The sequence below is a fragment of the Actinotalea sp. genome, assembly GCF_041597215.1.
In the GTDB taxonomy this organism is placed as follows: Bacteria; Actinomycetota; Actinomycetes; order Actinomycetales; family Cellulomonadaceae; genus Actinotalea.
Genome location: NZ_JBFHHB010000010.1, coordinates 14,933 through 27,828, shown reverse-complemented (window position 1 = coordinate 27,828; position 12,896 = coordinate 14,933). Strand labels below are relative to the sequence as shown.

13 protein-coding genes are annotated in these 12,896 nt (G+C 72.0%); 6 read left to right on the top strand and 7 right to left on the bottom strand.

The window, feature by feature from the left end; translation table 11 throughout:
* Nucleotides 1-180 precede the first annotated feature (180 nt).
* Nucleotides 181-2,778, top strand: a complete 2,598-nt coding sequence (locus tag ABWK99_RS01945) for a DEAD/DEAH box helicase (protein ID WP_372593003.1) — start codon at nt 181-183, stop codon at nt 2,776-2,778.
* Between the two features lie 12 nt (nt 2,779-2,790).
* On the opposite strand, the gene ABWK99_RS01940 is transcribed toward ABWK99_RS01945, so the two are convergent.
* Nucleotides 2,791-3,714, bottom strand: coding sequence for a diacylglycerol kinase family protein (locus ABWK99_RS01940; RefSeq protein WP_372593002.1), 924 nt, complete (start codon nt 3,712-3,714; stop codon nt 2,791-2,793).
* A gap of 97 nt (nt 3,715-3,811) precedes the next feature.
* On the opposite strand from ABWK99_RS01940, the gene ybaK reads away from it, so the two are divergent.
* Both ybaK and ABWK99_RS01930 read left to right on the top strand, forming a co-directional pair.
* Nucleotides 3,812-4,309, top strand: coding sequence for a Cys-tRNA(Pro) deacylase (gene ybaK / locus ABWK99_RS01935; protein WP_372593001.1), 498 nt, complete (start codon nt 3,812-3,814; stop codon nt 4,307-4,309).
* Between the two features lie 130 nt (nt 4,310-4,439).
* A complete protein-coding gene (locus ABWK99_RS01930; RefSeq protein WP_372593000.1) occupies nt 4,440-4,652 on the top strand; it encodes a dodecin in 213 nt (70 codons plus the stop codon).
* A gap of 16 nt (nt 4,653-4,668) precedes the next feature.
* Here the strand turns inward: ABWK99_RS01930 and ABWK99_RS01925 are convergent, their stop codons facing one another.
* Complete coding sequence (locus ABWK99_RS01925; protein WP_372592999.1) at nt 4,669-5,067, bottom strand: YccF domain-containing protein; 399 nt, start codon at nt 5,065-5,067, stop codon at nt 4,669-4,671.
* Between the two features lie 130 nt (nt 5,068-5,197).
* Here ABWK99_RS01925 and ABWK99_RS01920 point away from each other — a divergent pair, with 130 nt between their 5' ends.
* On the top strand, nt 5,198-5,929 hold the full coding sequence (locus tag ABWK99_RS01920) for a YggS family pyridoxal phosphate-dependent enzyme (RefSeq protein WP_372592998.1): 732 nt from the start codon (nt 5,198-5,200) through the stop codon (nt 5,927-5,929).
* Between the two features lie 21 nt (nt 5,930-5,950).
* Here the strand turns inward: ABWK99_RS01920 and ABWK99_RS01915 are convergent, their stop codons facing one another.
* Both ABWK99_RS01915 and ABWK99_RS01910 read right to left on the bottom strand, forming a co-directional pair.
* The gene (locus ABWK99_RS01915) at nt 5,951-7,000 is read right to left on the bottom strand and encodes a biotin/lipoate A/B protein ligase family protein (protein ID WP_372592997.1); all 1,050 of its coding nucleotides are present in this window, start codon (nt 6,998-7,000) and stop codon (nt 5,951-5,953) included.
* A 73-nt stretch (nt 7,001-7,073) separates the two neighbouring features.
* Nucleotides 7,074-8,123: a YeiH family protein gene (locus ABWK99_RS01910; protein ID WP_372592996.1), complete on the bottom strand. Its 1,050-nt coding sequence runs from the start codon at nt 8,121-8,123 to the stop codon at nt 7,074-7,076.
* 184 nt (nt 8,124-8,307) lie between these two features.
* Between ABWK99_RS01910 and ABWK99_RS01905 the strand changes: the two genes are divergently transcribed.
* Nucleotides 8,308-9,255 (top strand): LysR family transcriptional regulator, encoded by a 948-nt coding sequence (locus tag ABWK99_RS01905; protein ID WP_372592995.1) that lies wholly within the window; start codon nt 8,308-8,310, stop codon nt 9,253-9,255.
* 3 nt (nt 9,256-9,258) lie between these two features.
* Here ABWK99_RS01905 and ABWK99_RS01900 read toward each other — a convergent pair whose 3' ends face one another.
* Together ABWK99_RS01900 and ABWK99_RS01895 are read right to left on the bottom strand one after the other, a co-directional pair.
* Nucleotides 9,259-9,405: a hypothetical protein gene (locus ABWK99_RS01900; RefSeq protein ID WP_372592994.1), complete on the bottom strand. Its 147-nt coding sequence runs from the start codon at nt 9,403-9,405 to the stop codon at nt 9,259-9,261.
* 38 nt (nt 9,406-9,443) lie between these two features.
* Complete coding sequence (locus ABWK99_RS01895) at nt 9,444-10,901, bottom strand: NAD(P)/FAD-dependent oxidoreductase (protein WP_372592993.1); 1,458 nt, start codon at nt 10,899-10,901, stop codon at nt 9,444-9,446.
* Nucleotides 10,902-11,039: 138 nt separating this feature from the next.
* On the opposite strand from ABWK99_RS01895, the gene ABWK99_RS01890 reads away from it, so the two are divergent.
* Nucleotides 11,040-11,222: a hypothetical protein gene (locus tag ABWK99_RS01890; RefSeq protein ID WP_372592992.1), complete on the top strand. Its 183-nt coding sequence runs from the start codon at nt 11,040-11,042 to the stop codon at nt 11,220-11,222.
* 2 nt (nt 11,223-11,224) lie between these two features.
* Here ABWK99_RS01890 and cimA read toward each other — a convergent pair whose 3' ends face one another.
* The gene (gene cimA, locus ABWK99_RS01885) at nt 11,225-12,823 is read right to left on the bottom strand and encodes a citramalate synthase (RefSeq protein WP_372592991.1); all 1,599 of its coding nucleotides are present in this window, start codon (nt 12,821-12,823) and stop codon (nt 11,225-11,227) included.
* Nucleotides 12,824-12,896: the final 73 nt, after the last annotated feature.

Here is a 12,896-nt window from a genome sequence, read left to right as displayed (position 1 = left end):
GGCGATGACCTCGTCGTCGTCCTCGGCTGACGGGCGTCGATCGGCCGGGAACGGACGGGAGCACGGCCGGCAGCGGACGGGAGCACGACCGGGAACGGACGGGAGCACGACCGGACCTGCGAGGATGGCGGCGATGACCACCGAGCGCCGTACCCGAACCGCCACCCGATCGGCCCTCCTGTGAGCGCGCGCACCGAGGACCGGAACCTCGCCGCACGCCTGCCCGCCGATGCCGATCCGGACGCCCTCTTCGAGTCCTTCGTCGGCTGGGCGGCGGACCAGGGGCTGACGCTGTACCCGGCGCAGGAGGAGGCGCTGCTCGCGCTGGTCACCGGCTCCCACGTGATCCTCTCGACCCCGACAGGCTCCGGGAAGTCGTTGGTGGCGATGGCCGCGCACTTCGTCGCGCTCGCTCAGGGCCGCAGGACGTACTACACGGCCCCGCTCAAGGCGCTGGTCAGCGAGAAGTTCTTCGACCTCGTGGCGGCCTTCGGCGCCGAGAACGTCGGGATGATGACCGGGGACTCGGCGGTCAACCCGACCGCCCCGATCCTGTGCTGCACGGCGGAGATCCTCGCCAACGTCGCCCTGCGCACCGGCGAGGGCTCCGCCGAGGCCCCAGGGCACCAGGACGACCCGGCCGTGCCCGGGGTGGACGCCGTCGGCCAGGTCGTCATGGACGAGTTCCACTTCTACGCCGACCCGCAGCGCGGGTGGGCGTGGCAGGTGCCGCTGCTGGAGCTGCCCAGGACGCAGTTCCTGCTCATGTCCGCGACCCTCGGCGACACGGCCTTCTTCTCCGAGGACCTCGAACGACGCACCGGACTCCCCGTGACGACGGTCACGAGCGTGGAGCGCCCGGTTCCCCTGACGTACAGCTACGTGGTCGAGCCCCTGCACGAGGTCGTCGAGGAGCTCGTCTCGACGCGACGCTCGCCCGTCTACCTCGTGCACTTCACGCAGAAGGACGCCGTCGAGCGGGCCCAGTCGCTCATGTCGTCCACGCTCGCCTCCCGCGAGCAGCGGGACCGGATCGCCGAGGAGCTCGGTGACTTCCGCTTCGGCACCGGGTTCGGCAAGACCCTCTCGCGTCTGCTGCGGCACGGTGTCGGCGTGCACCACGCCGGGATGCTGCCCAAGTACCGGCGGGTGGTCGAGCGGCTCACGCAGCGGGGACTGCTCACCGTGGTGTGCGGCACCGACACCCTCGGCGTCGGCATCAACGTGCCGATCCGCACCGTCGTCCTGACCTCGCTGGTGAAGTACGACGGCACGCGGATGAGGCACCTGAGCGCCCGCGAGTTCCACCAGATCGCCGGGCGGGCCGGCCGTGCGGGCTACGACACTCTCGGCGAGGTCCTGGTCATGGCCCCCGACCACGTCATCGAGAACCGCAAGCTGCTCGCCAAGGCCGGGGACGACCCGAAGAAGCTGCGCAAGATCGTCCGGAAGAAGGCGCCGGAGGGCTCGGTCAACTGGACCGACAAGACCTTCGAGCGACTGCGCGACGCCGAGCCCGAGCAGCTGACGTCGAGCTTCGTGGTGACGCACGCGATGGTCCTCAACGTCCTGGCACGCGAGTCGCAGGGCTCGGACCCTGTCGCGGCGATGCGTCGGCTGCTGACCGACAACCACGAGCCGGAGGCGGCCCGTGGGCGTCTCGTGCGTCAAGCGGTCCGGATCTACCGATCGCTGCGCCAGAGCGGCGTCGTCGAACGGGTGAAGAAGGACGACGGCAGCTGGACGGTGCGCCTGACCGTCGACCTGCCCGCGCAGTTCGCGCTCAACCAGCCGCTGTCCCCCTTCGCGTACGCCGCGTTCGAGGTGCTGGACGTGGAGTCGCCGACCTACGCCCTCGATCTGGTCTCGGTCATCGAGGCGACCCTCGACGACCCCCGCCAGGTCCTGTACGCCCAGGAGAAGAAGGCGCGCGGCGAGGCGATCGGCGCGATGAAGGCCGAGGGCTACGACTACGACGAGCGCATGGCCGCGATCGAGGACGTCACCTATCCGCGCCCGCTCGCCGAGCTCCTCGAGGCGACGTTCACGCTGTACCGGCACACCAACCCGTGGGTGGCCGATCACGAGCTGGCCCCGAAGTCGGTGATCCGCGACCTGGCCGAGCGCGCGATGACGTTCAACGAGTACGTCTCGTTCTACGCCCTGGAGCGGACCGAGGGCGTCCTGCTGCGCTACCTCGCGGACGCCTTCCGTGCCTTGCGCCAGACCGTCCCGCCCGAGCGCCGTGACGAGGCCTTCGACGAGCTCGTCGAGTGGCTGGGTGTCGTGGTGCGAGGGACCGACTCGAGCCTGCTCGACGAGTGGGAGGCGCTCGCTGCGGGCGCCGAGGGGGACCTGCACCGCCCCGACCGGTCGGCACCCGAGCCCGCGCTGCGCCTGTCGACGAGCCCGCGGGCGCTGCGCGCTCTGCTGCGCAACGCCCTGTTCCGGCGGGTGGAGCTCGTCGCACGCGAGCGCTGGGGCGAGCTGCCCACGCTCGGGGACGTGGACGAGGACGGCCTGCCGTGGACGCGCGACCGGTGGTTCGAGGCCCTGGACCCCTACTTCGACGACCACGAGGAGCTCGGCGTCGGGGCCGACGCGCGAGGCCCCGCCCTGCTGCTCGTGACCGAGAAGCCCGGCCGCTGGGAGGTGCGCCAGATCCTCGACGACCCGGCGGGCGACCACGACTGGCGCATCGACGCCGTCGTCGACCTTGCCGCGTGCGACGAGGCCGGTGAGCTCGTGATGCAGGTGGTCGCGGCCGGTCGGCTCTGACCGGAGCCGACGTCAGTCGGCGGGTACCCGGACGGTCAGCGCCAGGGGACGGACGCCGACCGCCATCCTGCGACGGGGGCCCACCGCGTCGCCGTCGATCTCGGCCTCGACGGGCCGCTCGGCCAGGACCGTCATCGTCGCGGCGGTGCGCCGCTGCAGGCGCCGCTGCCCGCGGTGGTGACCGGTGGCGACGTCCACGACCACCGCGAGCCACCCGAGCACCCCGTGAGGGGCGACGACGACGGCATCGAGCCGGCCGTCGTCGAGGAGTGCGTCGGGCATGAGCGCGATCCCGCCGGTGAGGGTTCCGCAGTTGCCGACCACCACTGTGCGAGCGTGGGAGCGCACGGCTGGGGTGCCCTCGGCGTCCACGGTGACCCGGAAGCCTCTCGTCCGCAGGGCCCGCGCACCGGAGAGCACGTAGGCCGGCCAGCCGACGGCGTTCTTGACCGTCTCGTCGGCGCCCGCCATCGTGTCGGCGTCGAGCCCCAGTCCCGCCATGACCAGGAAGATCTCCTCCTCGTCGTCGTCCCAGCGGACGGTGCCCACGTCGATCCGGCGGTCGGCGCCCGCCAGGGCGATGTCGAGCGACTCCCCCAGATCACTGACGGGCAGCTCGAGGTTGCGCGCCAGGAGGTTGCCCGTGCCACCGGGGAGCAGCCCCAGCGGGACGTCCTCGCCGAGCAGCGCACCGGCCACCGCCCGCACGGTGCCGTCACCGCCGAGCGGGCAGACGAGCGTCGCACCGTCCCGGACCGCCTGCTGCGTCTGCCCGTGGCCCGGGTCCTCCGCCGAGGTCTCGTACCAGCGGGCGGCCGGCCAGCCGTGGCGCTCGCAGGCTTCGTCGACGACCTCCTTGACCGGGCTCAGGTCGTCGAACTTGGTCGGGTTGACGACCACGGCGAGGTGGCGGGACCCGGCTGGAGCGTGGGGCATGAACGGACCGTAGTGGCCCGCGCCGCCATCCGCCCGGCGGGCGATCCCCCTGGGGCCCGGGCGGCCGCCGCACCCGGCGCTCCCCTACCCTTGCCTCGTGGCGAAGAAGAGCGGTGGGCACGGCGGGACCCCTGCCCTGGTGGCCCTGGAAGCAGCGCACGTGACGCATACCGTCCACCCCTACGACCATGACGCGGGAAGCGGCGTCGGGTACGGGCTCGAGGCCGCGCAGGTGCTCGGGATCCCTGCCGAGCAGGTCTACAAGACGCTGATGGCCACCGTCGACGGCACGCTCACGGTCGCCGTCGTGCCGGTCAGCGGAAAGCTCGACCTCAAGGCCCTCGCGAGCGCCGTCGGCGGGAAGAAGGCCGCGATGGCCGACGTCGCGGCTGCCGAGCGTGCCACGGGCTACGTCGTCGGCGGCATCTCGCCGCTCGGCCAGAAGACGGCGCACCCGACGGTGATCGACGAGACGGTCGAGCTGTTCGACGAGGTCTTCGTCTCGGGCGGACGACGCGGGCTCGACATCGGCCTCGCCCCGGCGGACCTGATCGCCCTCACCGGCGCTGTCGTCGCGGACATCGCGCGCGACTGAGGCGGCTCCGGCACACGGCTCGGCGGGGTGCGAGCACGCCGAGCACCGGCAGCTCTCCCCGTCGCTGAGCGCCCAGCCGTCCCCGGGTCTACCGTCGGAAGGTCCTGCTCACGCCGAGGTGGAGGTCGAGATGTCCGAGCACGTGTACAAGGTGATCGAGGTCGTCGGATCGTCCGTCGAGGGGGTGGACGCGGCCATCCGCAACGCCGTCGACCGGGCGGCGAGGACCACCCGCCACCTGGACTGGTTCGAGGTGACCCAGATCCGCGGCCACATCGAGGACCAGGCCGTCGCCCACGTCCAGGTGAGCCTCAAGATCGGGTTCCGCCTCGAGGACGCCTGAGAACGGCGCGCCCGGCTCAGCGCCCGTACGCCGCGAACGCGCGGTTCGTGGGGACGATCTCCTTGCCGAGCGGGAGCAACGAGATCGGGATGAGCTTGAGGTTCGCGATGCCCATCGGGATGCCGATGATCGAGACGAACAGCGGGATGGCCGTGGCGACGTGCCCGATCGCGAGCCAGATCCCGGCCACGAGCACCCAGATGACGTTCCCGATGGTCGACCAGGCGCCGGCGCCCGGCTTGTCCACGACGGTGCGACCGAAGGGCCAGAGCACGTACCCCGCGATCCGGAAGGAGGCGATGCCGAAGGGGATGGTGACGACGAGGATCATGCAGATGATCCCGGCCACCACGTAGCCGAGGGCGAGCCATGCGCCGGCGAACACGAGCCAGATGAGGTTGAGCAGAGTCTTCACCGGGAGATCTTCTCCTGCTCCGGCGACGGGCACATCCGGGAGGCCCCTGATCCCGACCCGGAGTTCCCCCGCGGCCCGATCACCGGTCGTCCGCCGCGCAGCGTCCGCTCCCCTCGCTACAGTCCGGACCGTGAGCACAGCAGAGGCCGACGCCGCCGTCACGAGCCTTGTCGTCCGGCGGCTCGCCGAACTCCGCGAACGCGTCGCGCGCGCAGCCACGCTCGCCGGACGCACCCCCTCCGAGGTGCGCATCCTGCTGGCGAGCAAGACGATGCCGGTCCCGGTGGTCCGCGCGGCGGTGCAGGCGGGCGGCACGCTGCTCGGGGAGAACCGCGTCCAGGAGCTCGTCGCCAAGGCGCCGGAGCTCGCCGACCTCGACCCCACATGGCATGTCATCGGCCCGCTGCAGTCGAACAAGGTCAACGCCGCGCTGACCTGGGCGAGCGCGGTGCAGAGCATCGACGGCACCGCGATCGCCGAGCGGCTCTCCCGTCGCTGCGAGGTGCTGGACCGCGAGCTCGACGTGATGGTGCAGGTCAACGTCTCCGGCGAACCCACCAAGTCGGGAGTCGACCCGCAGGAGGCACTCTCCCTCGCGACGGCCGTCGCTGCGCTCCCCCGCCTGCACCTGACGGGCCTGATGACGATCGGGGCGCGCTCCCAGGACCAGGACCTGGTCAGGTCGGGGTTCGCCCGGCTGCGCGCCCTGCGCGAGGAGATCCGCTCCAGCGGCGCACCCGGCACGGCGACGACGCACGAGCTCTCGATGGGGATGAGCGGTGACCTGGAGCTCGCGATCGCCGAGGGCTCGACGATGGTGCGCATCGGCAACGCCGTGTTCGGCCCGCGCCCGACGGCGTAGGCCTCGCTCGGTCGTTCGCGCTCACGGCACCCGGGCGGTCCACTCCTGGGTGCCGAACTTCAGGTCGACCAGCTCGGCGGCGCGCGCCCGCTCCGCATCGGTGACCGCCCCGTCCACCGTCGCGTACCTCGAGCGGAAGTGGTTCTTGAAGGCCTCGATGACGTCCGCACGGGCCATGCCCGACTGCGAGCGCAAGGGGTCCACCCGCTTGTTGGCGCTCTTGGTGCCCTTGTCGGACATCTTCTCCCGGCCGATCCGCAGCACCTCGAGCATCTTGTCCGCGTCGATGTCGTAGGCCATCGTCACGTGGTGCAGCACCGCACCGCTGGCCAGTCGCTTCTGGGCGGCTCCGGCGATCTTCCCTGCGGGCGAGGCGATGTCGTTGAGCGGGACGTACGTGGCCTGGATCCCGAGCTCGCTCAGCGCCCCGAGCACCCAGTCGTCGAGGAAGGCGTAGGACCGCTCGAAGCTGAGCCCCTCGACGAGGGAGGCCGGGACCGTCAGGGAGTAGGTGATGGTGTTCCCCGGCTCGATGAACATCGCACCGCCACCGGAGATCCGGCGCACCACGGTGATCCCGTGCCGCTCGGCGCCCTCGGGGTCCACCTCGTTGCGCAGGGACTGGAAGGAGCCGATGACGACGGCCGGGGCACCCCACTCCCAGATCCGCAGGGTCGGCGCGCGGGTCCCGGCGCCGACGGCCTCCGCCATCGCCTCGTCGAGGGCCATGTGCATCGCCGGGCTCTCGGCGCCCTCGTGCACGATCTCGAAGGTGTGGTCCTCCCACCTCGTCGCGTGGCCGAGCGCCCGCCGGACGGCGATCGCGACGGCCTCCGGGGTGAAGCCGACCATCGTCACGCCCTCGTGCAGGACGCTCTCGACCACCTGGGTGAGCTGGGCGACCGTCGAGGTCGCCGCCATGCCCACCAGAGCGCCGTCGATGTCCTCCAACGCCGCGTCCGGCTCCAGGAAGAAGTCGCCGCTGATGGCGACGCTGCTCAACCGCCCGTCCGCCTCCTCGACGTCGACCGCGACCAGCTTGCCACCGGGAACCTTGTACTCTCCGCGCATCAGGTCATCCTACGTACCGCCGCCCGCGGGATTCTCCCGCCGGCCACGTCGTCCGCCCAGGGCGGAACGGGCCTCAGGCCCCGGCGACCAGGACGCCCAGGTAGGCCACCGTCCCGACGAGCACCCAGGACGAGAGCCCGAGCGCGAGGGCACGCGCCCCTGTCCGCCGCAGCATCGCGACGTGGATCCCGGTGCCGAGCCCCACCAGGGCTGCCACGAGCAGGATCTCCTGCGCGGTCCTGGCGGCCGCCAGGACGCCGGCCGGCACCCAGCCGGTGCTCGCGATCACGATGGCCGCCAGGAACCCGACGACGAAGAGCGGGAGCGCGGCGGGCCGGCCCGCCCCGACGCCCGCCGAGCGACGCCGTGCCAGGGCCACGCCCGCGACCAGGGGCGCGAGGAGCATCACGCGACTGAGCTTGACCACGACCGCCGTCGTCAGGGCTCCGTCGACCCGGCTCGCGGTGGCCACCGTCTGACCGACGTCGTGCACGCTCGCCCCGACCCAGGTGCCGAAGGCGGTCGGGTCCAGGCCGAGCGGGCCGCGCAGGGCGGGGAGCAGGAAGATCGCCAGGGTCCCGCACAGCGTCACCAGGGCGATCGCCGTGCCGGTGTCCTCCTCGTCCCCGCCGGCGACCTCCTTCATGGCACCCACCGCCGAGGCGCCGCAGATCGAGAAGCCCGTGGCCACGAGGAGGGAGCGCGCCGGCGGGATCCGCAGCAGCCGCCCGAGCAGCTGGGTGCCGAAGAAGGTCAGCGTGACGGTCACCGCGACCACGGTGAGCCCGACCGCGCCGAGGTCGCCGAGCTGGTGCAGCGAGAGCTGAAGGCCCAGCAGCACGATGCCGATCCGCAGCAGCCGCTTGGACGCGTAGGAGGTCCCGGCGCGCAGGGCCGGACGGTGCAGTCCGAGGTTGGCCGCGAGCGCCCCGAGCAGGACGGCGATCGTCGTCGCGTTGAGCCCGGGCACGATGCCTGCCAGCCCGAAGGCCACGGCGCTCGCGGCCGCCACGGCCAGCAGCCCTGGCGCCCGACGGCGCCAGACCTCGGCGGGCCCTGCGCCCCCCGTGGGCCCGCCACCCGCCCGCGCTCCCGCATCTGCCACCGTCGCCTGCTCGTCCATCCGCTCCCTCTCCTCACCTCCGGACGACCTCCGTCCGCCAGCGGGGCCTCTCGCACGAGGGACAGCGCTGCCCTCGCCCGGCACCGCTGCCCGCGGACCAGCCTGGCCCCGGGCGGGGCACTGCGGTAGGGGCCTCCGCGTGATCGGGTCATCAGCGATAGTGATGAGCGGCTACCCTCGGGACGTGAGCTCCACGCCGCGGCACGTCGTCCCGGACCTCGACTCCCTCGCCCTGCTGCTCGAGATCGGCCAGGAAGGTTCTCTCGGCCGGGCCGCCGCCCGGCACGGGCTGAGCCAGCCGGCCGTGACCGCCCGGCTGCGCTCGATGGAGCGCCTCGTCGGTGTCACGCTCGTCGAGCGCGGCCCGACCGGGTCACGGCTCACTCCCGCCGGGGCCCTGGTGGCCGACTGGGCGCGCGGTGTGCTGGATGCGGCGGACGTCCTCGCCGCCGGGATCTCCTCCTTGCGCCAGGACATCGGCAGCCGACTGCGGGTCGCGGCCTCCTTGACGATCGCCGAGCACCTGCTGCCGGTCTGGCTCGTCCGGTTCGCCGAGCACCGGCCGACGACGACCATCAGCCTGGACGCGATGAACTCGGTGCACGTGGAGGCTGCGGTCCTCGCCGGCTCCGTCGACCTCGGTTTCGTCGAGGGCCCGCGCATCCCGCAGGGGCTGAGCTCCCAGGTGGTCGGCCATGACCGGCTCGCCGTCGTCGTCCCACCGACGCACCCCTGGGCCCGTCGTCGGACTCCCCTGACGGCGGAGGAGCTCGCATCGACCCGGCTCGTCCAACGCGAACCGACCTCGGGCACGCGCGCCGCGCTGGAGTCGGCCCTCGCCCCGCTCACGACGGCGCCCCCCGTGCTCGAGCTGTCCACCACGAGCGCCGTGCGCAGCGCTGCGGCGGCCGGTGCCGCCCCCGCCGTGCTCAGCGTCCTGGCGGTGCGGGAGGACATCGCCGCGGGACGACTGGTCGAGGTCCAGGTCCCCGGCCTCGACCTGAGCCGTCGGCTCCGGGCGGTCTGGCCGCGCGGGGCACGCCCGAGCGCCCCCGGCCAGGACCTCCTGCGCGTGGCGCACGACGACCGCTCCCTCCTCAGGGGGACGCGGCCGTCGAGTCGGGGCGACTGAGGTTCAGCCGTGCCCGCGCACGATGACGCGGACCATCTTCAGGTTGATCGCCAGGAATCGGTAGAGCTGGAACGCCAGGTTCGAGCGACGACGCAGCGTCTTCTGGGTCGGCAGCGGCGCCGCGGCGATCGAGTCGGTGACAGTGTCCATGGTGCGGGTCCTCTCGTATCTGGCGGGTCGGGGGCTGCTCACTCGGGGATGAGGAACCACAGCGGGCGGGCCTTGGCCTTGTAGAGGAACAGGTAGTGCAGCGCAGCCTTGATCCAGTGACCGGCCAGGCCGATCTCGCCGGAGGTGCCCTTCGTGTCACGGCCCGTGAGCGGGTACGCCACCCGGTCCGGCACCACGGGGAACATGGTCATCGCCGCGGCCGAGCCGCGACGCATCCCTGTCCCGGCCGAGGCGACGCACGCCGCACCCATCCGCGCCATGGAGGCCGTGTGCGGACGCGCGTCGGCCCCCTTCTCGATCCGGTCCCGGATCGTCGAGGCGACGGTGCGGGCCTGGATCCCCGAGGGCATCCCGGTGCGCGGCGGCGCCGGGGTGATCACGGTCCCGTTCGGGCTCGTGCGCGGCACCGAGATGGGGTGCGGCGGGGCGAAGGCGATCCCGGGGGCGAAGATGTTCGGGTAGGTGGGGTTCGCGTAGGTCGTGGGCCAGTCCTCGGCCGACCACTGCTCGTAGGGCTTGCCCGAGTAGTCGGCGTCGACCTTGAGGAAGCCGCTGGGCGCGAAGAGCGTGTCGGTGATGTCGGCGCCCTCACGGTCGTAAGCCGTGAGCCCGGCACCACGGAAGGGCGGCAGCAGCATCGCGAAGTCGAAGTCCTGGGTGTGCTCGGTGCCGTCGAGGTGCTCGTAGTGTATGACCCCGGGGTCGACCTTCTGCACGTGCGCACCGGTGATGGCCCGCACCTCACGCTCGCGGAACAGCGACTCGGTCCACGTCTTGCTGGACGTCGTGAAGCCCTGCTGGGTGAAGCTCATCCCTCCCACCCCGAAGTCCCCGAGCTCGTACTCGTTCGTCAGGTAGACGAGCTCCGCCTTGTCGCGGACCCCCCGCTCGCGCAGCTCGTGCTCGACGTTGAAGGCGTACTCGAACGCCGCCCCCTCGCAGGTGCACATGCCGTGCCCCGTGCCGATGACGACCGTCTGACGTCGGCCCGAGGCGAGACGCTCGATCAGGGCCTCGAACTCGCGCGCCGTCTGCGTCGCATGCGAGGCCGTGCACACCGAGAGGGAGTTGCCCTCCGGGCCGAGACCCTCCGTCGCACCGAAGTTGAGCTTCGGGCCCGTGGCATTGATGAGGTAGTCGTAGGCGAGCCGCTCGGTCCGCCCCTTCTCGGCCGGGAGGCTCGAGCGGATCTCGACCTGCGGGGAGGAGTCCTCCGCCGTTCCCTCAGGGAAGATCGTCGTGGCGAAGGCCTGGTGGAACTCGATGCCCTTGCGCCGGTAGATCGGCGCGAGGGGGAAGACGACCTTGGACTCCGGCATCTTCCCGACACCGACCCAGATGTTCGACGGGATCCAGTTCCACGTCGAGTTCGGCGTGACCACGACGACGTCGTGCTCCTTGCCGAGCCACCGTCGCAGATGCAGGGCCGCCGTGTGTCCGGCGACCCCAGCGCCGAGGATGACTACCCGTGCCATCGAACTCCTCCTCGCGATCGTGCCCGGCGCGGGCCGCGCAGAACCGCGGTCCTGATCACGCCGAACGCTCGGAGCCTATACCCCCTGGGGTATATCTCGTGGCGGTTTCGACGGCCGGGCCCGCCCTAGGCTGACGGCGTGCACCCCGTGGGCGACGAAGGGATGACCTTCCGCACGGCGGACCAGGCACGCGCCCTCCTCGAGGGGCTCGAGGTCCTGCACCGGGAGGAGGAGGACGCCCCCGGGACGTCCTGCACCGGCCCCAAGCACTGGCACGTCTTCCACGTGATCGCCCGGCGCCCCGGGCCCGTGGACGCCTGAGCTCAGCTCCGGTTCGCCACCCCTGCGCGCATCAAGCCGAAGACGACCGAGTCGACGAGCGCCTCCCACGAGGCCTCGACGATGTTCGGTCCGACCCCCACGGTGCTCCAGGTCGCCTCGGAGTCGCTGTCCTTGGTCTCCACGAGCACGCGCGTGGTCGCGTCCGTGCCGTGCTGGGTGTCCAGGATCCGCACCTTGAAGTCGATGAGCTCGAACCGGTCGACCTCGGGGTAGGTCGGCGCGACGGCCTTGCGCAAGGCGTGGTCGAGCGCGTTGACCGGGCCGTTGCCCTCCCCCGTCGCGATCACGCGCTCCTCGCCGACGTGCATCTTGACCGTCGCCTCGCTGCTCGCCGTGGTCGGGTCGCCGGGCGCGGTGTGCACGAAGACCCGCCAGCTCTCCGTCGTGAAGAACGCCGGACGCAGTCCGTCGAGCTCCTCGCGGAGCAGGAGCTCGAAGGAGGCGTCGGCGGCGTCGTACGTGTAGCCCTGCGCCTCGGCGTCCTTGACCCGGTTGGTCACGCGGCCGAGCAGCTCGCCCTTGCCGGTGAGGTCGATGCCGAGCTCGCGACCCTTGAGCTCGATCGAGGCCCGCCCCGCCATGTCCGAGACGAGCATCCGCATGTCGTTGCCGACGGCCATCGGGTCGGCGTGCTGGTACAGGTCCGGGTCGACCTTGATCGCGCTCGCGTGCAGCCCCGCCTTGTGCGCGAAGGCGCTCGCCCCCACGTAGGGCTGCCGGGCGAACGGGGCGATGTTCGTGATCTCGCTGATCGCGTGCGCGATCCGGGTCATGTCGCGCAGGCCCTCGCCCGCGAGCGTCCGGCGGCCCATCTTGAGCTCGAGGTTCGCCAGCACGGTGAGCAGATCCGCGTTGCCCGTCCGCTCGCCGTAGCCGTTGATGGTCCCCTGCACGTGCACCGCACCGGCGCTGACCGCTGCGAGCGAGTTGGCCACCGCGCAGCCGGAGTCGTTGTGCGCGTGGATGCCGAGCCGCCCGCCCGTGGCGGCACCCACCGCCGCGACGATCTCGTGCACGCCCTCGGGGAGCATCCCGCCGTTGGTGTCGCACAGCACGACGCACTCGGCGCCCGCCTCGAAGGCGGTCTCGGCCGCGCGCAGCGCGTAGTCGCGGTCGAAGAGGTAGCCGTCGAAGAAGTGCTCGGCGTCCAGGATCACGCGCCGCCCCTGCTCGCGCAGGAAGGCAACGGTGTCCCGGATCATCGCGAGGTTCTCCTCGCCCGTCGTCCGCAGCGCACGCTCCACGTGCCGGATGTCGCTCTTGGCCACGAGCGTGATGACGGACGCCTCGCTGTCGACCAGCGCACGGACCTGCTCGTCCTGGGAGGCGCGGACCCCTGCCTTGCGGGTGGCCCCGAAGGCGGCGAGCTCCGCGTGCGTGAGGTCGAGCTCCTTGTCCGCCCGCTTGAAGAACTCGGTGTCCTTCGGGATGGCTCCCGGCCAGCCGCCCTCGATGAATCCCACGCCCAGCTCGTCGAGCAGCGGGGCGATCGCGAGCTTGTCCGCGACGGACAGGTTCATGCCCTCCTGCTGCGCGCCGTCGCGCAGGGTCGTGTCGTAGACGTCGAAGGTGGTGTCCACCGGGATCTCCTCGTTCGTGCCACCGGCCTCGGCGCCGGCGGTCGAGCTCGTGCGTGGTGCCCTACGGGTGGTC

Bases quoted from the DNA above. Each gene is read 5' to 3' on its own strand.
- ABWK99_RS01940 (WP_372593002.1), bottom strand. From the start codon at position 3,714: ATGCCCCACGCTCCAGCCGGGTCCCGCCACCTCGCCGTGGTCGTCAAC.
- ABWK99_RS01930 (WP_372593000.1), top strand. From the start codon at position 4,440: ATGTCCGAGCACGTGTACAAGGTGATCGAGGTCGTCGGATCGTCCGTC.
- ABWK99_RS01915 (WP_372592997.1), bottom strand. From the start codon at position 7,000: ATGCGCGGAGAGTACAAGGTTCCCGGTGGCAAGCTGGTCGCGGTCGAC.
- ABWK99_RS01910 (WP_372592996.1), bottom strand. From the start codon at position 8,123: ATGGACGAGCAGGCGACGGTGGCAGATGCGGGAGCGCGGGCGGGTGGC.
- ABWK99_RS01900 (WP_372592994.1), bottom strand. From the start codon at position 9,405: ATGGACACTGTCACCGACTCGATCGCCGCGGCGCCGCTGCCGACCCAG.
- ABWK99_RS01895 (WP_372592993.1), bottom strand. From the start codon at position 10,901: ATGGCACGGGTAGTCATCCTCGGCGCTGGGGTCGCCGGACACACGGCG.